The 24,297-nt window shown below is 52.1% G+C and carries 20 protein-coding genes and 1 tRNA gene; 10 read left to right on the top strand and 11 right to left on the bottom strand.

Annotated elements, in window-relative coordinates; genetic code table 11:
• Window positions 1-7 precede the first annotated feature (7 nt).
• The 3 genes from BM123_RS07180 to BM123_RS07170 form a co-directional block, all read right to left on the bottom strand.
• Window positions 8-376 (bottom strand): hypothetical protein, encoded by a 369-nt coding sequence (locus tag BM123_RS07180; protein ID WP_090166770.1) that lies wholly within the window; start codon window positions 374-376, stop codon window positions 8-10.
• A 118-nt stretch (window positions 377-494) separates the two neighbouring features.
• Window positions 495-1,184 (bottom strand): spermidine synthase, encoded by a 690-nt coding sequence (locus BM123_RS07175; protein ID WP_175489275.1) that lies wholly within the window; start codon window positions 1,182-1,184, stop codon window positions 495-497.
• A 200-nt stretch (window positions 1,185-1,384) separates the two neighbouring features.
• Window positions 1,385-1,469, bottom strand: a tRNA-Tyr gene (locus BM123_RS07170).
• A gap of 138 nt (window positions 1,470-1,607) precedes the next feature.
• Here BM123_RS07170 and BM123_RS07165 point away from each other — a divergent pair.
• Both BM123_RS07165 and BM123_RS07160 read left to right on the top strand, forming a co-directional pair.
• Entirely contained in the window at window positions 1,608-2,291 is a 684-nt protein-coding gene (locus BM123_RS07165; protein ID WP_090166766.1) for a hypothetical protein, read from the top strand.
• Between the two features lie 28 nt (window positions 2,292-2,319).
• A complete protein-coding gene (locus BM123_RS07160) occupies window positions 2,320-3,204 on the top strand; it encodes a glycosyltransferase family 2 protein (protein WP_090166764.1) in 885 nt (294 codons plus the stop codon).
• Between the two features lie 65 nt (window positions 3,205-3,269).
• Here the strand turns inward: BM123_RS07160 and BM123_RS07155 are convergent, their stop codons facing one another.
• The 3 genes from BM123_RS07155 to BM123_RS07145 are packed head-to-tail and all read right to left on the bottom strand — an operon-like array spanning window position 3,270 to window position 5,843.
• The gene (locus BM123_RS07155; protein ID WP_090166762.1) at window positions 3,270-4,220 is read right to left on the bottom strand and encodes an L-histidine N(alpha)-methyltransferase; all 951 of its coding nucleotides are present in this window, start codon (window positions 4,218-4,220) and stop codon (window positions 3,270-3,272) included.
• A gap of 20 nt (window positions 4,221-4,240) precedes the next feature.
• A complete protein-coding gene (gene egtB, locus BM123_RS07150; RefSeq protein WP_090166760.1) occupies window positions 4,241-5,548 on the bottom strand; it encodes an ergothioneine biosynthesis protein EgtB in 1,308 nt (435 codons plus the stop codon).
• Between the two features lie 7 nt (window positions 5,549-5,555).
• Window positions 5,556-5,843: a DUF427 domain-containing protein gene (locus BM123_RS07145; protein WP_090166758.1), complete on the bottom strand. Its 288-nt coding sequence runs from the start codon at window positions 5,841-5,843 to the stop codon at window positions 5,556-5,558.
• 269 nt (window positions 5,844-6,112) lie between these two features.
• On the opposite strand from BM123_RS07145, the gene rplS reads away from it, so the two are divergent.
• Window positions 6,113-6,463, top strand: a complete 351-nt coding sequence (gene rplS, locus BM123_RS07140) for a 50S ribosomal protein L19 (protein ID WP_090166756.1) — start codon at window positions 6,113-6,115, stop codon at window positions 6,461-6,463.
• A 201-nt stretch (window positions 6,464-6,664) separates the two neighbouring features.
• Window positions 6,665-8,038, top strand: a complete 1,374-nt coding sequence (locus tag BM123_RS07135; RefSeq protein WP_090166754.1) for a lactate utilization protein B — start codon at window positions 6,665-6,667, stop codon at window positions 8,036-8,038.
• Window positions 8,039-8,173: 135 nt separating this feature from the next.
• On the opposite strand, the gene BM123_RS07130 is transcribed toward BM123_RS07135, so the two are convergent.
• From BM123_RS07130 to BM123_RS07120, 3 genes are all read right to left on the bottom strand, one after another.
• The gene (locus BM123_RS07130) at window positions 8,174-8,938 is read right to left on the bottom strand and encodes a hypothetical protein (RefSeq protein WP_090166753.1); all 765 of its coding nucleotides are present in this window, start codon (window positions 8,936-8,938) and stop codon (window positions 8,174-8,176) included.
• Window positions 8,939-8,987: 49 nt separating this feature from the next.
• Complete coding sequence (locus BM123_RS07125) at window positions 8,988-9,455, bottom strand: hypothetical protein (protein ID WP_090166751.1); 468 nt, start codon at window positions 9,453-9,455, stop codon at window positions 8,988-8,990.
• A 145-nt stretch (window positions 9,456-9,600) separates the two neighbouring features.
• Window positions 9,601-10,470 (bottom strand): nucleoside phosphorylase, encoded by an 870-nt coding sequence (locus tag BM123_RS07120; RefSeq protein WP_090166749.1) that lies wholly within the window; start codon window positions 10,468-10,470, stop codon window positions 9,601-9,603.
• 38 nt (window positions 10,471-10,508) lie between these two features.
• Here BM123_RS07120 and BM123_RS07115 point away from each other — a divergent pair, with 38 nt between their 5' ends.
• A complete protein-coding gene (locus tag BM123_RS07115) occupies window positions 10,509-11,090 on the top strand; it encodes an aspartyl/asparaginyl beta-hydroxylase domain-containing protein (RefSeq protein ID WP_090166746.1) in 582 nt (193 codons plus the stop codon).
• On the opposite strand, the gene BM123_RS07110 is transcribed toward BM123_RS07115, so the two are convergent.
• The gene (locus BM123_RS07110; RefSeq protein ID WP_090166745.1) at window positions 11,073-11,411 is read right to left on the bottom strand and encodes a monothiol bacilliredoxin BrxC family protein; all 339 of its coding nucleotides are present in this window, start codon (window positions 11,409-11,411) and stop codon (window positions 11,073-11,075) included. The genes BM123_RS07115 and BM123_RS07110 overlap by 18 nt on opposite strands.
• Window positions 11,412-11,732: 321 nt before the next feature.
• On the opposite strand from BM123_RS07110, the gene BM123_RS07105 reads away from it, so the two are divergent.
• The 3 genes from BM123_RS07105 to BM123_RS07095 all read left to right on the top strand — a co-directional run bounded on the left by BM123_RS07105 (window position 11,733) and on the right by BM123_RS07095 (window position 18,868).
• The gene (locus tag BM123_RS07105; protein WP_139211797.1) at window positions 11,733-15,839 is read left to right on the top strand and encodes an NACHT domain-containing protein; all 4,107 of its coding nucleotides are present in this window, start codon (window positions 11,733-11,735) and stop codon (window positions 15,837-15,839) included.
• A 133-nt stretch (window positions 15,840-15,972) separates the two neighbouring features.
• A complete protein-coding gene (locus BM123_RS07100) occupies window positions 15,973-17,757 on the top strand; it encodes an aminopeptidase P family protein (protein WP_090166741.1) in 1,785 nt (594 codons plus the stop codon).
• Between the two features lie 67 nt (window positions 17,758-17,824).
• Window positions 17,825-18,868 (top strand): thioredoxin domain-containing protein, encoded by a 1,044-nt coding sequence (locus BM123_RS07095; RefSeq protein ID WP_090166739.1) that lies wholly within the window; start codon window positions 17,825-17,827, stop codon window positions 18,866-18,868.
• 517 nt (window positions 18,869-19,385) lie between these two features.
• Here BM123_RS07095 and proS read toward each other — a convergent pair.
• The gene (proS, locus tag BM123_RS07085; RefSeq protein ID WP_090166736.1) at window positions 19,386-20,855 is read right to left on the bottom strand and encodes a proline--tRNA ligase; all 1,470 of its coding nucleotides are present in this window, start codon (window positions 20,853-20,855) and stop codon (window positions 19,386-19,388) included.
• Window positions 20,856-21,155: 300 nt separating this feature from the next.
• Between proS and BM123_RS07080 the strand changes: the two genes are divergently transcribed.
• Window positions 21,156-22,412, top strand: coding sequence for a hypothetical protein (locus BM123_RS07080; protein ID WP_090166734.1), 1,257 nt, complete (start codon window positions 21,156-21,158; stop codon window positions 22,410-22,412).
• 322 nt (window positions 22,413-22,734) lie between these two features.
• On the top strand, window positions 22,735-24,234 hold the full coding sequence (locus tag BM123_RS07075) for a hypothetical protein (RefSeq protein ID WP_139211796.1): 1,500 nt from the start codon (window positions 22,735-22,737) through the stop codon (window positions 24,232-24,234).
• Window positions 24,235-24,297: the final 63 nt, after the last annotated feature.

The raw sequence follows: 24,297 nt of genomic DNA, 5'->3' as shown, positions 1-24,297 counted from the left end.
GCCCCGGCTACTCCACATACTCCTGCCGCTTGATCAGCAGCACAAAATCTTTATCCGGGTCTTCATCCACGAGGTAACCATAGTCATAGCAGAAGTGATAGAGGGTTCCGTTGCGGGTGGTGTAGGTATTCGTGAAATAGCGGAACTTGAACCCCCGGTCGATCAGGCGTTCTTTCCGGACGTTGGCCTTGCCGTCGGGGTTCAATTCTGCCAGGACATTGCGGTTATGCCGCAGGATGTTGTTGACGTTGCGTTGAAAGGCCAACTCCTGCGCATTATTGCGGTTGTGATGGCTGGCGCGGCAAGCGTCTGAGCAAAACTTTTTATCAACGCGGCCGGTGTATTCCTCGCCGCATTCCGGGCAGTTCCTTTTCATGATGGCAAGTTAAGGGAAAGTCTGGTAGTTCGGTAGTCTTGTAGTGTGTATAACCAAACTACAAGACCACCCATGCGGCGCAGACGCAGGTGCAGGAAAAGTTGAACAAGCAATGGCCCTATTCCTCCACAAACCGCTGCTCATTGACGAGCATGTAATTCCCGCCCGAATTATACAGCGTAGCTTCGGGGAACGCCGGCAGGAAGCTATCCTCATAGTAGGTCTTAGCCTGCTTTTGGTGTAGCGGAGTATCCGCCAACCGGTTATAGATGATAGCCCCGCCGGGTGTCAGTCGCTGCTTCAGCAAGTCGAGGAACTCAGCGGAATTCAGATGTTGGGGTACCGTCGCGTCCTGAAACACATCTACACAGATCAGATCGAATTTCCGCTGATCAAGCTGCAGGAAGGCGAAGGCATCCGCCTGAATCACTTCGATGGGCGACTGCAGGGCGGGAAGGCTGTAGTCCGTAGCCAATTCAATGATGACCGGGTCGATTTCTACGGCGGTATATTCGTAATCCAGAAACAGATGTTTCTCCAGTAGTTCCGGGATGCTGCCAAGGCCGAGGCCAAGCACCAACACTTTACTCTGTTCTGGCAATTGATCAAAGTCGAAGACCTCAAACACCTTACGGAAGTTGAGGTAATAATCCCCGAAGCTGTAGATCGCTTCTTCGGCCACTAGCTGCAGGCGGCCATGAACGAGACAGACCTGCAAAAAGTCGTTATGCTCCGATGAGGTGGTCTCCAGCACCTGTTCTTTCAGGAAGCTGAGCCAGTAGCGGTGGCGGGGAATGGTAATGGGCACATGCGAAGATATACGATTCCGCTGGCGTAATTTATTTTTTCACGGAGAAAACCGGTACGGGGTAGTGATCAAAGAGATCACAAAAACAGGCCCTGGTAAAAGAAAAAACTAGTGTGGGCCTGCCTGGAGTCGAACCAAGCGATCGGGATTTCACCCCCGATTCGTAACCGAAGTAGCCCGTGTTCCTGACTACCGTGAAGTGGGATGAGAAGGACTCGAACCTCCAGGATCAAATGACAGACGGGTTACAACCGCCGACGCTACCAAATTACGCGCTATCATCCCTGATTTGCATATCCTGATTAAGGACATCAGGGAAAGGTCTTCAATAGTAGCAATAGTTGCGGGATGTGTAAAAACCTTTCCTTTCTTTCGGACGAAAAAAGACAACCTCTCGCCCAGCCCGTTTGTCTCCCATAACGAATGACGAGATGGCAATATATTCTTTCCCGGGCCCGATTGACCTTCCGGTGGCGCCGCAGCCGCTGGCAGAAGTTACGGCAATTGTCTGCCCAGTCACTGAGCTTTCCCCTGCTCGTCGATATTTGCTTCGCAGCCCTGGACCTGGTCGGATTATTTGACTTTTGGGAAGTCGTGTCCAACACCCTCACGCCGGGCATTCGCTCGCTGACGGAAAGAGAGCTCCGACTGCTGAAACCCATTTTCGGTGACAGCGTCCCCTACGCCCTCATCCGCATCGATGAGCGGGCCTGGGTTGGCCCGCGCTTCGGGCGCTTCTGTTACGTTAGTTTTCTGACCATCAACAGCTGGGGCCCGATGCACCCGGCTACGCTGGTGCACGAGGTCGTACACGTCTGGCAATATACCCATCGGGGTGCGGTGTATATCCCGCGGGCCTTGCGCGCGCAGTGGTCAGAGATGGGCTATAACTATGGTGGTCTTGCGCCACTGCAATCCGCCACCTGTCTGGAGGATTTCAACTACGAGCAGCAGGCTGACATTATTGAAGATGCCTACCGCCTGGCCAATAGCTTCGAGGCGCAGTGGGTGCCGGGGCGTGGAGCGGAAATCTTGCCGGTTTACTATCCCTTTTTGACGGAGATGCGGGCTGTACCGCCGGCTTCAGCCGGCGAGTCCGCCGACTGAAGTCGGCGGCACAAACTACCTTCATGCTATGCTATCCATCTGCATCCCCGTTTACCGCTACGACGTCCGCCCGCTGGTGGCGGAGCTGCTCCGGCAGGCGGAGGAGTTTCCGGGAGAGATCGAAATCCTGGTCTACGATGACGCCAGCCCGGACGATGGGGACTGGGGCCGCGAAGAGCTGCGCCAAACAGCGGGCATTCGCTACGTTGAGCTATCGGAGAACCTCGGTCGCGCCGCTATCCGGAACAAAATGGCGAGGGACGCCAATAATAAATACTTGTTAATGATGGACTCGGATGGTTGGCCAAACAAAGGTTTCCTCCTCACCTATTTTAAAATGCTCTGGCAACTAGAAGCAAAGAACAAATTCGATTTTTTATTCGTCGGAGGCCGTCACTACAAAAAATCACCTCCTGCCTCGAAGTATTCTCTCCATTGGCATTATGGACATGAGCGAGAATCCAAGCCCGCAACAATTAGAAACGAAAACAGATTTCTTGGATTTCAATCCAATAATTTCCTGACCACAAAATCAATCCTCCTAAGACACCCTTTCCCAGAAGAAGCTGAAGGGTATGGCCATGAGGATACGCAATGGGCACAATCATTACCGAAAGAAGAATTCTGGTTTTTTCATCTGGAAAACCCCGTTATCCATCTCGGCCTGGAGCCCAACGATGTCTTCCTTAGCAAGCAACGGCAGGCGATCCGGAACCTCGCCCTGCTCAAACAACAAAATCTGCACCTGCGTACGCGCCTGATTGACCTCGTGGAGCGCTACCCGCGCCTGACCGCATTAGCTAAACACTTGCCGGAAAAATGGATGACGAACTACCTTGCCAGTCGGTCGCGGCCTAATCTATTGGTCCTGGACCTGTTGAAACTAAAGTGGTGGCACACAGAAAAAAAATAGACCTCGCCGCCTCCAAAACCGCCCAAGTGCGGCAGCCCTACATTACTACCGACTACAATACTACATTACTCCCCCACCCGCCAAAGGCTATCCGCAAACCACCCTTTTTCATCTTCCAGGTTGTCCAGCAGTTCAAAGCCTGATGCCTCGGCCAACTCGCTTATTTCATTGCGGCTGTACTTCTGGCTGATCTCCACGGCAATGGCCTCGTAGGGTTCGAAAACGATGGTTTCTTCCAGATCAGCAATTTCGACAGTCTGGGCTCCTTCGGCCACGAGAAAACTACGGGCGGCTCCCGTTCGTGGATTGTAGGTCTCCCAGTGTCGCCAGTTATCGGATTTAAAGTCAGCGCCCAGTTCCCGGTTAATGCGCTCCAGCAGGTTCAGGTTAAAAGCTGCCGTATGGCCAGCCGGGTCATTGTAGGCCGCCAGAATAATTTCCGGGTCTTTTTTCAGGTCAAAGCCTATCAACACCAAGTCTCCAGGGCGGAGAAATCCGCGCAGGTGGCGCAAAAATCCCCGGGCTTCTTCAGGGCTGAAGTTGCCAATATTTGCCCCGGGGAAAAGGACCAGCCGCAGGCGGTCGCCGCCACTACTTCCCAGGCGGTCGAGCGCCGAGAAATAATCGTTTTGGATGGGCTGGAAAGGCAACAAGGGCCAGCGGGTTTTGATCAACTCTCCGAGAATGGAGATCGCGTGGGCGCTGATGTCAATCGGGCGGTATACGAAGTCGGACTTCGCCGCCAAAAACTGCTCAATCAGGTACTGGGTTTTGGAGCCATCTCCCGCGCCCAGTTCAATGAGGTCAAAGGGCCGGCCACCAATGGCAGCCAGTAATTCCGGCCCGGCAGACTGAAAAATTTCCCGCTCCGCATCCGTCAGGTAGTACTCCGGCATCGCCATAATGGCCTGAAAGAGCTTATCCCCCACTTCATCGTAGAACCATTTGCTGGACAGTTGCTTGGGGCTGGACCGCAGGCCGGCCAATATTTCTTCTGCGAAAGTGGTAGTAGTCATGTCTGGGGATAATTATGGGCTTACAGGTCTTTGGCTAATCGAATACCGGTAAACTGCCAACGTTTATCCGTCTGAAAGAAATTGCGGTAGGTCAGCCGGATGTGGCTCATCGGGGTGGCGCAGCTGCCGCCGCGCAGCACCATCTGGTTGACCATAAACTTGCCGTTATACTCCCCCAGCGCGCCCTCCGGGCGCGGGTAACGGGGGTACGGCAGGTAGGCGGAGTTGGTCCACTCCCAGCAGGTTCCCAGCATCTGGGTTTCCTCCCGAACCGAAGCATAGGCCTGGAACTGTTTGGAATCTGACCAATTGTGCTGCGGGCTTACTTCAGGGTCCAGCTCCCGGCAGGCGACCTCCCATTCAAATTCCGTGGGTAGCCGGCCACCGGCCCAGCGGGCGTAAGCATCCGCCTCAAACCAGCTGATGTGGGTAACGGGCAGCAAGGAATTAACGGGCTGCAAGCCGCCGTCCATCTGGTAACACATCCAGTTACCGGCTTCGTCCTGATTCCAGTAAAGAGGAGCTTTCACTTCCAGGCCGCGCGCCCATTCGATCCCCTCCATTTGCCAGAACTCAAAGCGGTCATAGCCGCCGTCGTTCATGAAGGCGAGGTATTCGCCGTTGGTGACCGGGCGGGCACCAATCTGAAAGTCTTCGAGGAAGACCTGGTGGACGCTCAGTTCATTATCCCAGCAAAAGCCATCTCCCTGATGGCCGATGGTGTGAAGACCGCCTTTGATCGTCTTGAAGGGGTAGTGTTCAGCCTTGGCGTTTCCTTGCTTTACAACTTCCTTTGCACCTGCGGACCCCGCCGAAATACCCGCGCCCTGATAAGCCGGGAAATAAGGGTTAGTTCCCAAAATGTATTTTATGTCCGTCACCAGTAGTTCCTGGTGTTGTTGCTCATGGTGCAGCCCCAGCTCCACCAGCTCACGGATACGGTCAATGGCCGGGTGCTCACTTTCGAGCAGGGCAATAACCGCTTCATCAACGTGTTGCCGGTAGGCCAGCACTACGGACAGCTCCGGCCGTGTCATGTTGCCCCGGCTGGAGCGGGTGATTCTTGGCCCCTGGCTTTCGTAGTAGCTGTTAAAAAACCAGTTGAGGCGCTCATCGAAGCAGGTATAGCCATCCACAAATTCCGCCAGGATGAAATTTTCAAAAAACCAGCTGACGTGCCCGAGATGCCACTTTGGTGGGCTCACGTCCGGGTGCGGCTGCACCACATAATCTTCCGGCCGCAGCGGAGCACAGATGGCAACGGACTGTTGCCGGACCTCCCGATAGTGTGCTTTCGTATCAACAGCTTTTTCGATGTTTTTGGTCATGCTACCTTTATTTTTCCCGAACGGTGACTCCTTTCCAGAAAGCCATTCGACCACGAATTTGTTCTGCTTTAGGGAAAGGATCTCCGTAATACCAGACGGCATCGGGGTTCGTTTGGTCACCAACCTTCAGGTTGTAATAATTACAATCTCCCTTCCAACCACAGTAACTGGTGGTTTCGCTGGGTTCCAAAAACTGCTGTTTAACGCTTTCATTGGGGAAGTAGTGATTACCCTCTACTACTACTGTTTCTTCACTCTCGGCGATTATTTCGCCGTTCCATAGCGCTTGCATCATTTTTCTTGGCTTTAGTCCGATCTCATAACGCGAAGGGCGCGTAGTGGTTGATGAGCAATTTGTCGGTAGAGGTCAAATGATCACTTCTTAACGGTCATTGGGGCGAGGGGCCGCAGGTGCAAAGAACGTTTTTATAGTGCAGGGTTGGGGAGGCTTCTGCCCCACCTGGCTTCAGCTCATTGTTTATTTATTTTCCAACTCCTTTTCTCTTTCCACCAAAAGACGTACCTTTGCGGGCCGCAAGCTGCGGTCAAAAAATTTATTTAGCTATGGACGCTATTTCTTTCATTCAGGAGCAAGTTGCTCACAAGTCGGATCTCCCCTCTTTCCGTGCCGGTGATACGGTTATCGTTGACTACCGAATCACCGAAGGTGATAAGTCGCGTATCCAGTCTTTCCGGGGTGACGTAATCCAGATTAAGGGCGAAGGTCAAACCAAGACCTTTACCGTTCGCAAGATGTCAAACGGCATCGGTGTTGAGCGTATCTTCCCACTTTCTTCTCCTGCTATCGATGGCATCTCTATCGTGAAGCACGGTAAGGTTCGTCGTAGCCGTCTCTTCTACCTGCGCGATCGTGTTGGTAAGAAGGCCCGTATTAAGGAGCGTCGCATTAACTAAGAATATCCAAGCCTTTTTCAGGCTCTTAGAAGGCCCAACCATTCCCCTGCGGAGTGGTTGGGCTTTTGTGTTTGTTCGAACCGCTGTACATCAGGCAGTCTTCCCAGTGCAAACCCCACACTACAGGATGCCTACATCCTCCCCGGTATCGTATTATTACGGTACGGACTCAAGCAGTCCGTTCATTACAATACCGGAATCATGAGCCACGCCTCCCGAGCAGCTGATTTTTTGAAAGACGACGCCCGCACAGACTGGCACAACAAAAGTTTGTGGCACGTCAGGAGTAAACGGGACGCCCTGATTCAGCACATCCCGGAGTGGGAAGCCATCCGCCAGCTAGGCTCTGACATCAAAGACAATGTGCTGAGTAATCTCGACGTCTACCTGGAGCAGTTTGAAGCCCGGGCAAAGGCCAATGGAGTGATTGTGCATTGGGCGGCGGATGCGGCGGAGCACAATGAAATAGTCCACAGCATTCTGGAGAAGCATAAGGTGGACCGGATCGTCAAGTCCAAATCAATGCTAACCGAGGAGTGCCACCTCAATCCTTACCTGGAAGAACGGGGTATTGAAGTAATTGACACGGATCTCGGGGAGCGCATCATTCAGATGAAGAATGAGCCACCAAGCCACATCGTGATGCCGGCCATCCACCTGAAGAAAGAAGAAATCGGCCAGCTCTTTCACGAGCAGTTGAATACGGAGAAAGGAGCCAGTGACCCTCAGTACCTCACGGAAGCCGCCCGGCAGCATTTGCGGGAGAAATTCCTGGCGGCCAAAGCCGCCATCACCGGTGTCAATTTCGGCATTGCCGAAACCGGTGGCGTAGTGGTATGCACCAATGAAGGAAATGCCGACATGGGCGTCCACCTGGCCCCGGTACAAATTCACTGTATGGGCATCGAGAAGCTGATTCCCCGTGCGGAACACCTTGCGGTATTTACCCGCCTGCTGGGTCGCAGCGCTACGGGGCAGCCCATCACGGTTTACACCAGCCACCATCACCGGCCAAAGCCCGGCGGGGAAATGCATGTCGTGATCGTTGACAATGGCCGAACCAAACAACTCGGCCGCGAAGACTTCCGCAACAGCCTGAAATGTATCCGTTGCGGGGCTTGTATGAACACCTGCCCCATTTATCGCCGTAGCGGAGGGCATAGTTATGACCACACCATTCCCGGACCAATCGGCAGCATCCTCTCCCCCGGAAAAGACCTCAAAAAGCACAAAGATCTTCCCTTCGCCTCCACCCTCTGTGGCAGCTGTTCGGATGTATGCCCCGTCAAGATCGACATCCACGAACAGCTCTACAAATGGCGGCAAATCGTTAATTCAGAGGGCCACATGGAGACCTCCAAAAAACTTCCGCTGGCCGGCGCGGGAAACGTCCTCAGCCGGGGCGGCTTGTACAACTTCATGGGTAAAGCGGCCCGAACGGCGCTCAAGCTCGCGCCACGTGCCATGGTCTATAACCGCTTTAATGCCTGGGGCAAAAGCCGGGAATTGCCCGAAGTCCCCGAAGAGAGCTTCAAGGAGTGGTACGCTAAGAACAGGAAAGAAAATCAGAATTAACAGGATTGACCACGCCCAGGCTTCAGGAAGAACGATGCTTTTTTTCCTCCGCCAGTCTCCAGTCCCGGCAGGAACGGGTCTGCCGTCTTAGCGAGGTTCGCAAGAGCGGCGAAGCCAGCGATGGAGTGCCTCGCTTCACCCCACCAGTTCTCTCCGCATCCCCGGCCAGTTCCAGACCATCATCCCCGCAAATACGATAACGACCGCTACGGCCAGGTAAGCAAGTGTTGGTGTTGTTTCCCAATGTTTACGGGCGAGGGCGATAAACGCCCAAACGACGACGGAAGCGTAGGCGGAGTCCCGGAATTGCCGGCTGGTAAAGCCGGCGATGAGGGCAGCAATGATGATCATTATAACCGTCCAGGTCACCTCCGAGATGCCGAAGCCAGCCCAATCATAAAAGTGCAGGGCGGAGCTGACGTTGAGGACCGTCGCCAGCGTGACCCACGCAAAATACAGGCTAAACACCAGTCGCTCGAGCCAATAGCTGCGTTCGACGCCAGAAGCATCTATCTCCCGTAAAAGCTGATTGATCCGGAAGAGCGACACGAGCATAAAGGTAATTACCCCAACCGTCAGCCATTGCCAGTCATAAGATGCAAAGGCCAGCCAGACACCATTGGCAACTACGTTAGCGGCATACCATTTTCGAATAGCAATCCAGTTATCATGGTTATCCCGTTTCTTTAGCAATTGATAGACCGGGAAGATGATCAGCCCCAGATATATTGGCCCCCAAATAGCAAAAGCATAGGGCGCCGGAACAATCATGGGGGCGGTATCATTGGATGTACTTCCCACAGGGTTGGGGCCCATCATCTCCGCTGAGGTAAGCCCGTAAAGCACCAGCATCAAAATCATTGCGCCAAGGGCGAGGTAGCGGGAATTGCGGTGAGACATAGCGATCATGTTTCTTCCTCTAACCCGGCCAGGAGGTAAAGGTTCTTACTCACTCTCCGAAACGGATCAACCCGTTCCCCGAAAAAACAACGTACTCCGCCTCCGGTATTTTCGGCAAATCCGGCTGTCCGTCCAATGATAGTACATAATGATATTTCCCGCTATGATCAATAATGATCGCTGAGCGATCTGCATAAATCAGCGTCGCCTGTTCGAAAGTTTTGGGCAAGAGCATGTCGATCTCCGCCGTTTCCTCCCGCCTTAGTACGTAGGTATTCCCGTCGGGTGAAGAGGCTACGATGGTCAACCCATCGCCTTCGGCGATGCGGACCGGCCCGTTCACCTCCGTCGCCAGCTGGGCCGGCTCCTTGCCGGCATTATCGACTTCCAGAAAAGCATCTATGGCAGCACGGAACTCAGTCGACAAACCTGTCTCCGCCGGCCCGCCACAGGAAGAGAAAAAGGTAAGGCTACTCACCATCAATGAGAACAGTAAAAAACGACCAGTATGTATCATGACACTCGAACGTTGAAATGGGGCGACAGCGTTTATGAATAACAAAATTTACGCGCCTCGAGATATCAGATGACCACGAGTAGCAACGAAGTTAACTTTTGCCGACTGCGGAAGGCAAAAGACACGGCCGATGGCCCAGCCCAATCTACCCTTCCGTAATCAGTTGCAGCCCTTTAGTGATCAGTGCTTCCACCGCTCTGGCGGGTTCCTTATGGAAAGTACCCTCTGCCCGGTTGGCCAACAAGGTAGAAATGGACGCCGCCCGGTGCCCGAGTGCCGTTGCCAGGCCATAGATACCAGAGGTTTCCATCTCGATGTTCGTCAGGCGAAGATCATCGTGCCGCCAGCTGCGCAGGGCGGTCAGCAGCGCTGGAGACAGGCCCGAAGCGAGCCGGAGGCTACGCCCCTGCGGTGCGTAAAAACCCGCCGCTGTCATCGTTAGTCCCCGGGGCAAATCTGACTGCTCCAGAAAAGAGGGTAACTCCGGCCGGACAATCAGCGGCGGCACAGGAAGCCGGACGCCCGCGTCCTCCAGGTGCTCCTGCAGCGTTATCGCTGCGTGGTCGGGCTCTCCGCTGTGGAGGTAAAAGGGCAGCAGTCCGTCCATCGCCAGCGCCGCTTCTGACAGCAAAAAGCTCCCCAGCGGCAGGTCCGCCTGAAAGGCTCCACTCGTTCCCAGGCGCACAAAATTCAACTGGGTCAATTCCTCCTTCGGAACTCTGGTGGTCAGGTCAATATTGAACAACGCATCGAGCTCGTTCATCACGATATCGACATTGTCCGTGCCAATTCCCGTCGAGATTACCGTCAGCCGTTTTCCATTCAGTTCACCGGTGTGCGTCACAAACTCCCGGGCTTCCACCCGTAGCTCAATTGAATCGAAGCGATCAGACACTGCCTTCACCCGTTCCGGGTCACCGACGGTGATGATCGTCTCCGCTACCTGACCCGGCAGCAAATGCAAATGATAGATACTGCCATCAGGGCGAAGAATAAGTTCTGAGTCTTTAATCATGGGGTTGTATTTTGGGGCAAATCTCCCCGTAAAGTAATATGGAAAATTCAGCGCTCTCCGATCGGATCCGGCTACCCTTCAGTTTTGATGTGCCAGCCATGCAACAGGATTTAAATCTGATCGAAGCGCTTTCTCTTGACTGGATTGATCATTTTGTCCAACAGAATTATGAAGGTTCCTGGTCCGTTATCCCGTTGCGGGCCAATGCGGGAGCCGTCCACCCCATCAAAATGATCTATTCAGACCCCACGAGTGATGAATACGTAGACACTCCCTTTTTAGCACCCAGCCAGACCTTCAAAAGTGTTTTGGGCACTTTCCAGGCACCGCTGCTTTCGGCACGGCTCATGAAACTGGGAAAGGGGTCAAAAATAAAAGAACACCGCGACTATGACCTTAATCCTGACGGAGGAACGGTGAGAATTCACGTTCCGGTCATCACCAACCCCGCCGTAGATTTTCGGCTGAATGGCCAGCGGGTGATCATGCAGGAGGGAGAATGTTGGTATTTGCGCCTGTCCGATCCACACAGCGTGAGTAATGCAGGACCGGATCGCATTCATCTCGTTATTGACATGAAGGCTAACGATTGGGTTCTTGACCTACTCCGCGGCCATTAATTCCTTGACCGCCACCTTTAGCTTTCGCTCATTGATTTCGCTGCGCCAGTGATCGCTCACGGCTTTGCCCTTATGCAAGATGATGGCCTGCGGGCTACGGTGCTCCACGTCCAGTCGTTCGGCGATTTCAATCTTCAGCTCCGGCACGTATTGTACGACGATTCCGTAAATGTCCAGGTCGTGCTTGGCGTGTGCTACTTCGATTTGAGCAGCGGCACTGAACGGGCAACTGGCACTGTGCTTAAAAACAACCACCGGCTTCTCGTGACTGGCGGCGATGGCAGCGTCCAGGTCCGCGCTGTTATGCATGATGTTAAACATGGTATTGGTCTTTTGGTGTAAAGCGAAGAAAGACCTAAAGAGTTCAGTTGGCGGCGCGCACGCAGGATGCAGTGGAAGTTAAAGTAGCAGAGGATACTGTTCACCTAAGCATCTCAACAGCCATAATAAATGCCTACAGCCAGCTATCTACTTCCTGAATCAATGATGCTTAGTTTTATGCCTAATCAGTATTACTATTTTTTGCTGTATATGCCTCACCTAACTTCTAACATACTGGCACGATTATTGACAAGAACAGGTTAGACATCTCCTACCATTAACCGATAACCGATGGCCTAAAGTCGTCAGCATCTAATTCCTGTGAATACACCTTATTTATCTCCAACCATCGTTGTCTCCAACCAACAATCTGTTGATGAATTCATTGGAGACTGGCCTGATCATACTTCAAGTTACCTCAGAGCTCAAAAGCCAGTGCCCTATAATGAGCTTCTTAAAGAGCAATCATTATGTGTATTTGGAGAGCCAGGCCTTGGTAAATCGCGTCTCCTTCAAGAGTTGTACGGTTTAAAGACGCAAGAAGGTGTCCCTTGCGTATTTGTAGACTTGAAACAGGTTGAAAGCTTTAGTATCATTGATTACATCAAGCAAAGGTTGGCAGCCAGCGGCACTTACCAAAAAAGTGAATGGTCATTCAAATCCAGCGAACAATTAGGCGGTGATGGTCTAGCAAACGCGTTTCTGTTTTTGGACGCGCTTGACGAAGTAGCGTTAGAGCGAATCCCCAAAATCTTGTGGGAGGTGCAACACCTTGCTGGTGCGGGAACAAGCTACACCGTAGTACTATCTTGCCGGACACACCATGCGGAACGATTCTTGAAAGAATTTCGGTCAACTACTCTGACCTACTGCATGATCCGTCCTTTCAGCCCGCACCAAGTAGCTGATTACCTTAAGCTATGTAGTCCGACACTGGATGACTTGACTACGAGACAAGTAATGGATAAGCTGGACAAGCATTATCACCGCAACGGCTTTTTTGATTGGAGTAGCACGTTGAATACGCCGCGCTATCTGGAGTACTTCGGGGCACTGCTTAAAGAACATTCGTTCGATTACGTTGCTGATTTGACGCGCTGCGAACTGTTTGAAAAATTCATAGATGCTCGCCTTAAGGTAGAGACAAATAAGCCAATAGATGAAGGCGCGAAGTACCAACGTAAGATACCGTATCTAAAACAGTGCTTTCAGCGGATTGCGCTGGTGATGGAGATTCAGCGAACTAACAGAATTTCAAAGAATGATCTGGCCAGCTTTGACATGGATGCGTCGTTAGGCATCAGTTCTCAGCTATTACTTGAAGTCTTTTATGACGGTACACTACTGAAGGACAATGGCGACTACCTAGAGTTCGACAATACCGAATTTCAGGAATACTTGGCAGCAATGGCGCTGTCGCAACTCGGGCGTACGGAGCAAGTGATTTTTGATCTGGCCATCAATGAGTGTTTGCAGATGGTTTATGAGTCCTGGTTTAACCCTATTTCTTTTCTGATTGAGTTGAACCCAGAGCTACTTCTGGCTATGGTCAATTTGGGCGTCAGAACAGAAGACACTTCTCTATTCAAACTCATTGATTACGCACCAGTACAAGTTTACTCCGAAGGGGTGAAGGGAAAAATTTACGAGAAGGTAGTCAATTATCACCTTGACAAGCAGCAACTATTTACTGACCATTCCTTCAGTAAGATAGGCGCATATTTTAATCCTGGTCTACACGAAAGCCCCCTTTTTGAGGCAATAGACGGGAAGCCACTCACACTATTTGTTTTTACTGTGGCAACGATAGCTGCTGAAGTAATAAGAAGCTTTTTGGCACGAGGCGGAAGCGTGGCTGATTTAGATAAAAACTGGAGCAAGGCCTTCTTGGAGCTTATTGATCTTGAAAACCGCTTTGGGACGGTGATGAATAGCGTCATTTTCAACCTCCTCCCCCTAATTTGTAGTCAGGCAGAGTTTGAAAAAAGCGATCTACAGCACAACCGAACAGTTGGCGACGTCTTTAACGGCACGCATCAATTTTATAAAGAGGTAGCTCCCAATAGCACAAACGGGATTGACGTTTTCATCGCTAAAGTTATAGCAAATAATAATGTTAGCTATGACTCTCCTTTTGAAAAAATCACTACTAAAAAAGGGTTTCAGTATCTATTCCAGCAGTTATTTGACAAAAACATTGATCGGAAGTTATATCAAGCGACTCTCAGCAACTATAAAGAGATGCTCAGCGAAGTTGTTGTACAGAATTTAATTGCTATATACGATGACGAAATCGAGCAACTATTACTAACAGGGCTTAACACCCTGTTAGGATTCAGGCACCTCTTTGGAAGGTCGCTACCAGACCGCATAGTAACTATTCTACAATCACAGCATGAAGATATTATTCCGATTATCGCAAAAAATATTCCGGAACAGTTATCAAATCGAAATGACATCCCATACAATTACGGATTCCTGTTTGCCCGCCTACTAAGTAGCAATACACAGGCTGAGCAATTAGCGGGCCTTCTAAAAGATACTGAGGAGAACAGACACATGCTTCGAAGAGCTTTGATACACACCAAAGCATTTGACACGACGCCTGTCATTGAAAAATATTTCCCAGATCAGATAGCAATCTGGGCAGCTAACAACAAAGACCAATCAAAAGCAGAGGCCGAACAAGAAAGAAGGATTGCGAACAGGCTAGATGCACAACTCGACAGATTCCGAGAGTTACTAGTGAAAAAAGCATCAGTGACAAGTACTTTTTACTTAGAACTAAGTGACGACCAAAAAGCTCAATTAACCCCTGTTGAGCTTAAGAAGCTAAAACAAGTCACTCTAACGACCCTAAATGATTTCGCACCACTTGATGGTCGGGTTAGCGTAAAGCAAACTGGAGACCGGACGCGAACGATTACTCAAACTAGAAAAATACAATATTTCAAGGATGCCGTGCTGCTAATTCCTCAGTTCGGTATTGATCCAACTCCTCACCGAGAGAAAATCTTTCAAGCGTTACTGTTTACCTACAAAGATGAAGAGACAGACATCATCCTGGAGTTGCTAGCAAATATCAGTCCCGCAGAGATTAGAAGTTTTACAAATCGTTACTCAGAGGTGCGTGAAGATGATCTCCTGCAGGAGTCTGTTCGTAGATTCACTACTCTGTGCAAGAATATTAAGGGTTTAATAGAGCAAGCTACTCCGCTTTTAAAAACTTGGGCAACGACCCTATCTATTTACCATTACGACAGGATTGGTATCATTAATATGCTCGCTGCCGCACGCGAAGAGACTGCTTGGCTACGCACAACCTTTGAGCATTACGAAACGCTAGATAATACTCCAGAGCAACAGGAGGTACTACAGTCTTTAAACTTTGAATTGCTGAAAATAGAGGATGCTGAGGCCGTTACTTGGAGGATTGACCTTGTATTAGAAAATGCTTACGATCGCGAAGAAAGTAATAGTGTTGCTTCTGGTGCCAGATGGGTCCCTGACTACGAGGGCCTCAGCAGACCACTTGGTACGATCAAATCACGAATATTCCTACCTCAGATGCTCTCCTACTTGGAGAAGTCCTTCGAAATTTTGGCCACAGACCCAAAGAAGAAGGTTTTCGCAGAAAGCGAAGTTTGGAACATTGTCGTACCCTACCTCGTAGAAGCAGATTTGACCACGGCCGATCAAGAACGGACACTTACGGAACTATATCGCATGGTAGCTGCATACCCTGATAATGCTAGTATTCACTGGTTTTACAGCCGCATCGAGCGAATCAAACGTAAATTCCTGGAGCGTAGCGGTGAGCCAACTGCCTTTGGAGACGCAGTCAAACAGTACTTACAAATACGAAGTAAGCAGTATCTGGATATAGCATACGCTAACGAGGTGTTTCAGTTAGTGAAAGAAGTCATCAACGAGGACTTGAGGGATTGGGTGCGGCAGGGGGCCTACCGGTTCATTGGTACCGTTTTGGGGCTGAAGGGAGAGCCAGTACGTAGGGAAGACCTTATTCAGAAAACAATCGTCACCCAATTAGGATACCACCTATTAAAACGAGGATTCAGAGATTCCGACACTTCGCTGATCAAGCCAGTAATTTTTCGGGAAGCCCAGTTACTCGATGATAAACGAGTAGACCTAGTAATCACCTACGGCGCCATTGGCTCGGTGATGGTAGAGATTAAGCGGATGGGTAACGGGGATCTAGATCCGGGGAAGCTAGTTGCTTATAAAGAAAAGTTCCTGGCCTACTTACAACAAACCCACTGTGATTACGGTATTTACCTCATTTTTTTAGATAGAGAGGAGGAGCGTAAGAATTTTGAAAAAAAGCTAGCAGCTCTTCGGGAACTTTATTCGGAGAACAATATTGTGATTATTGGGATCGACTGTCTCGGAGACTCTTTGCTCTAAAAACTCCACCCCTTGCACCTGCGGCCGCGCCCCAATACCGTTCAGCCTCTTCAAAAACCCTGATCTGAGCCCGCAGTCTTAAATAAGCACTGTTTGACTACTTGACTAAAAGACTAATTGACTATTTTTCGCCATGACCGTCCAAGACAAACTCTCCGCCCTCCGCAAAGCCATGCTCGAAAACCAAATCGATGCTTACATCGTACCGAGCACTGACCCCCACCAAAGTGAATACCCCGCTGACCGATGGGCCTCCCGAAAATGGCTCAGTGGCTTCACCGGCTCGGCCGGCACCCTTGTGGTGACCCTTCATGAAGCGAAGCTCTGGACGGACAGCCGCTATTTCCTGCAAGCCAATACCGAACTGGCCGGCACCAGCATCGAGCTAATGAAAGACCGCCTGCCGGAAACGCCTTCCATCGAAGACTGGCTCGGCAGCACCCTGCTCGATGGGCAAACCGTTGGCGCTGACGGACGCGTCATCAGCGCCCAAACCGCCCGCCGCATGGAGAAAAAACTGAGCGAACACCAGCTGAAACTCGTCAAAGACGACGACCTGCTGCGCCGGATCTGGGCTGACCGCCCCGCCGTCCCCTCCCGCCCCGTTTTCGAACACGCCCCCGACTTCAGCGGTGAACCCTGGCAAGAGCGCCTTACCCGACTGACGGAATGGATGACGGAGCACGAGCTCGACTACTACGTGGTCTCCGCCCTCGATGAAGTCGCCTGGCTTCTCAACCTTCGGGGCAGCGACATCGATCATAACCCACTCTGCGTCGCTTACTTCGTCGCCGGCCGGCGTGGTGACCACGCCCTCTTCGCCGCTCCCCGCCTGGAGTTCAGCCTCTGGACGGAGAAGACCCCGGACGGCCACACGCTCGAGACCCACCCCTACGAGCAAATCAGCAGCTACCTGCGGCGCACCAATGCCATCAACGCCGACATTGGCCTCGACCCGGCAACGATCTCCGACCGGCTCTGCATGCACGCCGGCGAGACGAAAACCACTCAGCTGGCCAGCCCCATTCCCGGCTGGAAGGCCATCAAAAACGAGACCGCACTCGGTCACCTGCGGGAAACCATGGCCCACGATGCGGTAGCCCTGCTGCGGCTCCGCCGCTGGCTGGACGGCGCCATCGCCGAAGGCATCAACGAGCACGAGGTAGAGCTCAAATTAAGCGAGCTGCGTGGCCAGCATTCCCACTACGTAACGGATAGCTTCACCGCCATCGTTGGCTATGGCGGCAACGGCGCCATCGTTCATTACCGGGCGCCGGAAGAAGGCTCGGCCGAGCTAAAAGCCGAAGGCATCCTGCTGCTGGATTCCGGCGGGCAATACCATACCGGCACCACTGACATTACCCGCACCTTCGCCATCGGCCCGGTGACGGAAGAGATGCGCCGCAACCATACACTCGTCCTTCAGGGGCACATTGACCTGGGCACCGCCCGCTTCCCCGCCGGCACCACCGGCGTGCAGCTCGACGCTTTCGCCCGTCGCCCCCTCTGGAGCGAGGGCCTGGACTATGGCCACGGCACCGGCCACGGGGTTGGCTTCTTCCTCAACGTCCACGAAGGCCCCGCGGGCATACTGCAGAACCCCAGGGCTGCCAAGGGCCAGTTGGCCCTGCGCAGCGGTATGGTGCTCAGCAACGAACCTGGCTACTACAAAACCGGAGAGTATGGTATCCGGGTCGAAAACCTGGTTGTCGTCCGGGAGGCAGACGCCGAAGGCTTCCTCGAGTTCGAAACGATTACCTTATTCCCGATCGAACGGGCATTGATCGTCAAGGAAATGCTTTCGCCCGGCCAGATTGCATGGGTCAACGAATACCACGCCATGGTACTGGAGCGGGTCAGCCCCTTACTGGAAGGAGAAGAGCTGGAATGGCTAACGGAAGCTTGTGCGGAGCTCTGACTTCAGAGGAAAAAGATTTAAAAATTCTGTAACAGTTCAGCGTATTAGTCCAAACTATATTAGCGGGATGAAACCCTACCTGCTCCTGGCTTTACTGCTTTTTACGTGGACCTGTGCCCACGCCCAAAATGATATAAAACGAGGTACTACCAATATTGCCCTCATTAAGAATCCTTACGGGCAGATTATCGACAGCATCTCGATAAAATCAAGCTTAGACGAAGGGCCAGCCGGCTTCCCCTTCCCTGATGACACCCTGTATCTGGATCTTGATATTTTTCTCCCCATTGATGAATTAACCATCGAGACCTTCGCCGGAGGGCATGCTTTCGGCCCACAAAACTGTTGGGTAGATCCTCCTTACGCCGATATTCACCTGTCCATTAGTGCCGGCAGGAATATGATCGACTCGGTAAGCCAGTCGCCGGTAAACAGGTACTTCAGGAGCCTGCTGCCGGCGCTGACCCAGGTTCAGGGGCCTAAAGCCCTGAAAGCCGTCTCACGTCATTTAATTAGCGAAGTAAGCAGTAGCCTGATGGCCTACCCCTTTGTTGATATATTCATGGCCCAACCTAACTTTGACCGAAAGGATATAGAATATCTCCGGAGTGTCTTTCCCTTTAATGTCGCTTGGCTTCAGGGCCACCCATATATGACCCGGCAGTTTGACCGGGTAAAGCTGATGCTGGAGGTGGTCCCTAAACGCCTGAGTAAAGAAGTTTACGTTCGCCCCGACGGAAGTTCCGAACTGTTCGTACTGCCCCGCAAAGGTTTCAGCCTGCTGAATTTTTACAGCTCTGACGACCCCAGCAGCGAGCAAGACCACCAGACGCTACAAATGCCCGCCGTCCGGGACTCCATTTTACGGGATATCCCCGTCATTAGTATCAGTAACGACCGTAGTAAAACCCGCTGGAGCCGTTACACCAAAGGCAAGAAATTTGACTGGCTACATTACTGGCGCCCACCGGGAGACAACCCGCTGGCGGATCACTATGACTTCTTCCCTGGCTCAACCTACGTGCTGCTTCACCGGGGTAAAGTAGTGGAAGGTATCTACCCTAACCTGACATTGGCGCTGAAAGCTGTTCAGTACCAACAAAAAGATTAAAAGCGTGTCTAAGATTCTATTACAGTGAGCTTATCCGACAAAAGACGCTTAACGGCCCGCTCCATACTTGTATGGACGGTCATTTGTTTCCTCTCCATCATCGGTTGCATCGGTTATATGAGGAAGAACGGTTTGCCAGAAGGAGAGCCCATAGCCGTTTTGGTCGAAGGCGTCTTTATCATGGCCAGCATGGGGCTATTTATTCTGTTCTGTGCCACCGTACTGAAATTGATTTTCGATCGGGAGGCAGAAAGATGGCTTCTTTTTCTTGCTCTAACTATCCATTTACCAATTGTGTACTACGTAATCATGAATGCAAAGGTTGGGTAAAGCTTAGGAGTCATACGAATCAAGGGATAACATTTCCGGTGTTTTCTCCTCTGCATCCAGTTCGATCAGCATAAAAAAGCGATCAGCGGACAGCATTCAGAACTGTTTTGCCTGAATGCTGTACGCTGATCGCTAAAAGTTTTACGGAGTAATCGTACACTCCACTAAAGCCGAAAAACGCCGCTGATTAGTACGCCTTAGCAAAGATCACCCGCTGAGTGGAGGGGGCGCCCGTCAGGATACACTTCCCTTCCTCCGGCTTGGCATCGTTAGGGATACAGCGGATGGTGGCTTTGGTCATTTCCTTGATCTTCTTCTCCGTTTCAGCCGTACCATCCCAGTGGGCGTAGATGAATCCGGGAATGTCGCGGTCGAGGATGGCTTTGAATTCGTCCATTGTATCGACGTGATGGCTATGGTCTTCGCGGAATTTGACGGCGGTGTCAAAGAGGTTCTGTTGAATCTCGTCGAGGAGGCTAACAACATGGTCGACGATGCCCTCAATCGGCAGACTGGATTTTTCCTTCGTGTCCCGACGGGCAATCTCGATGAGTCCCTTTTCCAGGTCGCGCTTACCGAGACCGATGCGGACGGGAATACCTTTCAATTCACTTTCGGCGAATTTGAATCCGGTACGTTTCTTATCGTCGTTATCGTAGCTGACGCGTACGCCGCGGGCTTTGAGCTCGGCCATCAGCTCGTGGGCTTTGGCGTCGAGTTCGTCGTTGGGCTTCGGGATCGGAACGATGATGACTTGAATGGGGGCCAGCTTTGGTGGAAGCACGAGGCCTTCATCGTCAGAGTGGGTCATGATGAGCCCACCGATGAGACGGGTAGAGACGCCCCAGCTGGTGGCGTGTACATACTCTTCCTGATTGTCTTTGTTGGCGAACTTGACCTCGAATGCTTTGGCGAAGTTTTGCCCCAGGTTGTGGCTGGTGCCGGCCTGCAGCGCTTTGCCGTCCTGCATGAGGGCTTCAATGGTGTAGGTATTATTGGCACCGGCGAAGCGTTCGCTTTCGGTCTTCACCCCACGGATGACGGGCATAGCCATATATTCCTCGGCGAAGGTGGCGTAGACTTCCTGCATTTTCAGGGTTTCTTCCTGGGCTTCCTCGGCGGTGGCGTGGGCGGTGTGGCCCTCCTGCCAGAGGAATTCGGCCGTACGCAGGAACAGGCGGGTGCGCATTTCCCAACGGACGACGTTGGCCCACTGATTGACCAACAGTGGTAGGTCCCGGTAGCTGGTAATCCAGTCTCGGTAAGTATTCCAGATGATGGTTTCGGAGGTAGGTCGAACGATAAGTTCTTCTTCCAGTTTAGCGTCAGGATCGACGATTACGCCCTCCCCGTTGGGGTCATTTTTCAGGCGATAGTGCGTCACTACGGCACATTCTTTAGCAAATCCCTCGATGTGAGCGGCTTCTTTGCTGAGGAACGATTTTGGAATGAACAGTGGGAAATAAGCGTTTTGGTGGCCGGTTTCCTTGAACATATCGTCGAGCTGCCGTTGCATCCGTTCCCAGATGCCAAAGCCATAGGGCTTAATGACCATGCAGCCCCTTACGGCGGAGTTGCTGGCCAGATTGGCGTTTTTCACGATGTCCAGATACCACTGGCTATAGTCTTCTTTTCTTGGAGTGACGGCACGGGCCATATTGAACTATTAGTTGTAAATCAACGTTTTAAAGGGGCGCTCACCGCAGGTGCAAAGGAAAAGACAAGGAGCAGAGATTGTTACCAAACATTGCTTTTCACGTCTTAACATTGCACCGGCGTTTTGCGCCAAAAAGTCATCCGTTTAGCGGAAAAGCTTTAGATTCACGTCGTCTTGCCGCGTTTTAACGCAATTGACGACGGCTTTAAGCTTGCCTTAACCAAAAGGAAGGCCCAAAAGTACTACTTTCGACCTTGTAATAAGTGGCAGACTCACGGATTACGCCAAACTAACATCAATATGCGCAAGCAAAGTTTCTTCACTCCCCTATTAGGCCTTCTGGCCCTCCTGCTGGCTTCGGCTCCGGCTTTTGCTCAGTACGACGACGTTTATTATAATCCTGATGATTTCCAGCAGACAGAGTACTCCTCTGATTATGCGGATGATTATAACGACGATTATGATGCTGACGCTTCATATGACGACGAAAGCTATGAGTATGAGGATGACAATTACGATTACTACTACAGCAGCCGTATTCGTCGTTTCCGCCGTCCGGTAGGTAACATCAATTACTTTGACCCCTACTACGTTGATGCGGGTTACTACGATCCCTTCTACCGTGGTGGTGCTAACACCATCCTGATCTACAACACGGGTAGCGTTTACCGTCCGATCCGGACGGCCTTCGGTACGCGTCTGATCAACGTTGGTTTTGGTGATCCTTTCTACGGCAACCGCTTCGGCTACGCCAACAACTGGAATCGCTGGAACAGCCGCAACCGCTGGAACCGTTTTGGCAATAACCGCTGGAACTCCTGGAATAATGGCTTCAACAATGTTGGCTTTGGTGGCTGGAATAACGGCTTCAACAGTGGTTTTGGTGGAGGCTTCAATAACTTTGGTGCTGCCGGTGCTTATGCCTGCCCTCCCACTTTCGGAGGTGTTGGATCTGCCGCCCGTTTTAATACGGCTGCTCCTGCCATCGTTTCCAACCGGAGCGCAGTAAGAACGCCCCGTGCTTCCACGACTTCCATCGCGAATCGTATCTCCCGTACACAAACGGCTACCCGGACGTCTACGAACCAGGGAGACAGCTTCGGCCGTTCTGCCAGCAGCCGTGGCGCGACCAGCCGTTCGGCTAACCGCCCAACGACGACTCGTTCCACTGGCCGCAGTCAGACGACCCGCAGTGCCGCAGCACGCAGCACGACGACACGCTCTTCTTCCAGTCGCATCGACCGGAGCCGGACGACCGTTCGCCCGTCAACGAGCAGCCGCAGCAGCGCTCGACCTTCCACCAGTGGTGCACGGTCTAACACCCGCAGTGTTGCTCCAAGCCGCAGCAGTACCCGCAGCGTGAGCCCGAGCCGCAGCAGCAGCCGCAGCGTAAGCCCGAGCCGCAGCAGCACTCGTAGCTACACGCCCAGCCGTTCTTCTTCTACCCGTAGCAGCAGCCCAAGCCGCAGCTCCAGCAGAAGCGTAAGCCCAAGCCGTAGCAGTTCTTCTGCTCCAAGCCGCAGCAGCAGCTCACGTGGTGGCCGTGGTGGTGAGTAATAATTGACTTTAATCTGAGCCTTTGCTAAAAGGGTACAGTAGGAATATACCGGAGGGTGGGAGTAGCGCGAAGCTGCTTCCACCCTTTTTGGTTTCGCTTAGGGTAGTTGTAAAAACAGCTTACTGTTTTGGGTCATCTTATTCTCACGGTGTCCCTTAACAAAGCCTTCGATCTCTCCCATTTACAGGTTAAAATCCTCTTATCATTTGCCTCCTGTCAGCCAGGGCGTGAACCTCAGCCCCGGAGAAACCTTATTTTAACGTCGACCTTTGGCAATGGTCGCTTCAGTACCAGATATTTCAAAGACATCTTCTTTCCATCATGACCAGACTTCTGCTGACTTCCCTTATTTGTCTTACCGCCCTTGCAGCGGATCTTTATGCCCAGATAACGCCTCGCGTGCTACCCGCAAGAGTGGAGGACGCGATGCGGATCAGTACGAGCAATCCGCTTGGCACGGCCCGCTTTGCGGGCACTGGCGGGAGCATGACCAGTATTGGCGTTGACTATACGACGCTGCATACGAACCCGGCGGGCATTGGCTGGAATCGTTTCAGCAGCGCGCAGATCACACCAGGCTTCACCACCAGCAATATTGACACCCAGCTACGGGGTAATGCCGGCAACGCCACCGGAGGGGAGAATAAAGGAGCCTTCGTGGTGCCCAGCCTCGGAATCGTTTGGGCGGGTGATACCCGATCGATCAACTTCTCTACTTTCAACTGGGGTATTGGTTTGACGCGGCTGGCGGACTTCAACGAGACCATTTCCTTTTCAGGTAGTAGTGAAGGCAGCGTAATCGATGCCATCGTAGAAGATTTAAATGATGGTGTAGGTGATCCTTTTCGGGCGGACCTGGTCTTTGACATCCCGAATGCCATCCAGGAAGATGAATTAGGTTTTTTCTCTGATTTCGATCTGGAGACCAGCCAGGGCGGGCAGATTGACCGGAGGGGTACCGTAACCCGGACCGGCGGCATGAATGAGTTTGCCGTAGGCGCCGGAGGCAACTATAAAGAGAAATTGCTCTGGGGAATCACCTTGGGCATTCCATTTATGAATTTCACAGAGACGAAGGTCTATGATGAATTCGACACGCGAGATGAAATCACTTTTTTCGACGATGCAGGCTACGATGAGACCCTGGAAATGGATGGTTCAGGGGTAAACTTCAAACTTGGGTTGATCCTGCGCCCTACGGATAATCTGCGCTTCAGTGGTGCCGTACATACGCCAACCTTCTGGACCATCAACGAGACTTTTTTCACTACGTTGGAATACAATTATACCGACAATGGTATTGCACAGGGAGGTACGGGACTGAGCCCCCTCAGTGAAGCCGTTTTCAACCTCCGCACTCCATGGAAGTTCATGCTGGGAGCCGGCGCCCTGATTGGCCGCAGCGGATTCATTTCCATTGACGCAGATTACCAGAACTATGCCGGTAATTCCTTCAGCACGGAAGATTTTGCCACCCTGGATGAATTTGCCAATAATGACGTAGATGCCACGCTGGGCAGTGCGCTGGGGGTTCGTCTTGGCGGAGAGCTTAACCTGAAACCCTTCCAACTTCGTGCCGGGGTTGGTTACCGCCAACTCCCTACCATCGATACCCGTTATGAGGAAGACACCGCGCTCTTAAATTATTCCGCCGGCGCGGGTTGGAGTGCAGGAAAGTTCTTCATTGACGCTGCCGTCCGTTACCAGGCCAGCAGCAGCTACTACGCTGCTTACCGAACCTTTGCCTTCGACGGGAACATTGTCGACACAGACCGGACACAGCTAACGGCGCTGCTTACCGTCGGGGTGCGCGGATTCTGATTTGTGCTGCCGACTTCAGTGGACGGAAACGATATGATCCGCCGACTGAAGTCGGCAGTACAA

This window comes from Neolewinella agarilytica (genome assembly GCF_900110645.1).
In the GTDB taxonomy this organism is placed as follows: domain Bacteria; phylum Bacteroidota; class Bacteroidia; order Chitinophagales; family Saprospiraceae; genus Neolewinella; species Neolewinella agarilytica.
This window is presented reverse-complemented; position numbering and strand designations above follow the sequence as displayed.

Excerpts from the sequence above, each read along its gene's own strand:
- BM123_RS07155 (WP_090166762.1), bottom strand. The coding sequence starts at position 4,220 with ATGACTACTACCACTTTCGCAGAAGAAATATTGGCCGGCCTGCGGTCC.
- BM123_RS07180 (WP_090166770.1), bottom strand. The coding sequence starts at position 376 with ATGAAAAGGAACTGCCCGGAATGCGGCGAGGAATACACCGGCCGCGTT.
- rplS (WP_090166756.1), top strand. The coding sequence starts at position 6,113 with ATGGACGCTATTTCTTTCATTCAGGAGCAAGTTGCTCACAAGTCGGAT.
- BM123_RS07130 (WP_090166753.1), bottom strand. The coding sequence starts at position 8,938 with ATGTCTCACCGCAATTCCCGCTACCTCGCCCTTGGCGCAATGATTTTG.
- BM123_RS07110 (WP_090166745.1), bottom strand. The coding sequence starts at position 11,411 with ATGTTTAACATCATGCATAACAGCGCGGACCTGGACGCTGCCATCGCC.
- BM123_RS07165 (WP_090166766.1), top strand. The coding sequence starts at position 1,608 with ATGACGAGATGGCAATATATTCTTTCCCGGGCCCGATTGACCTTCCGG.
- BM123_RS07075 (WP_139211796.1), top strand. The coding sequence starts at position 22,735 with ATGACCAGACTTCTGCTGACTTCCCTTATTTGTCTTACCGCCCTTGCA.
- BM123_RS07120 (WP_090166749.1), bottom strand. The coding sequence starts at position 10,470 with ATGATTAAAGACTCAGAACTTATTCTTCGCCCTGATGGCAGTATCTAT.
- proS (WP_090166736.1), bottom strand. The coding sequence starts at position 20,855 with ATGGCCCGTGCCGTCACTCCAAGAAAAGAAGACTATAGCCAGTGGTAT.
- BM123_RS07080 (WP_090166734.1), top strand. The coding sequence starts at position 21,156 with ATGCGCAAGCAAAGTTTCTTCACTCCCCTATTAGGCCTTCTGGCCCTC.
- BM123_RS07135 (WP_090166754.1), top strand. The coding sequence starts at position 6,665 with ATGAGCCACGCCTCCCGAGCAGCTGATTTTTTGAAAGACGACGCCCGC.
- BM123_RS07160 (WP_090166764.1), top strand. The coding sequence starts at position 2,320 with ATGCTATCCATCTGCATCCCCGTTTACCGCTACGACGTCCGCCCGCTG.
- BM123_RS07115 (WP_090166746.1), top strand. The coding sequence starts at position 10,509 with ATGGAAAATTCAGCGCTCTCCGATCGGATCCGGCTACCCTTCAGTTTT.
- BM123_RS07125 (WP_090166751.1), bottom strand. The coding sequence starts at position 9,455 with ATGATACATACTGGTCGTTTTTTACTGTTCTCATTGATGGTGAGTAGC.
- egtB (WP_090166760.1), bottom strand. The coding sequence starts at position 5,548 with ATGACCAAAAACATCGAAAAAGCTGTTGATACGAAAGCACACTATCGG.
- BM123_RS07095 (WP_090166739.1), top strand. The coding sequence starts at position 17,825 with ATGAAACCCTACCTGCTCCTGGCTTTACTGCTTTTTACGTGGACCTGT.
- BM123_RS07100 (WP_090166741.1), top strand. The coding sequence starts at position 15,973 with ATGACCGTCCAAGACAAACTCTCCGCCCTCCGCAAAGCCATGCTCGAA.
- BM123_RS07145 (WP_090166758.1), bottom strand. The coding sequence starts at position 5,843 with ATGATGCAAGCGCTATGGAACGGCGAAATAATCGCCGAGAGTGAAGAA.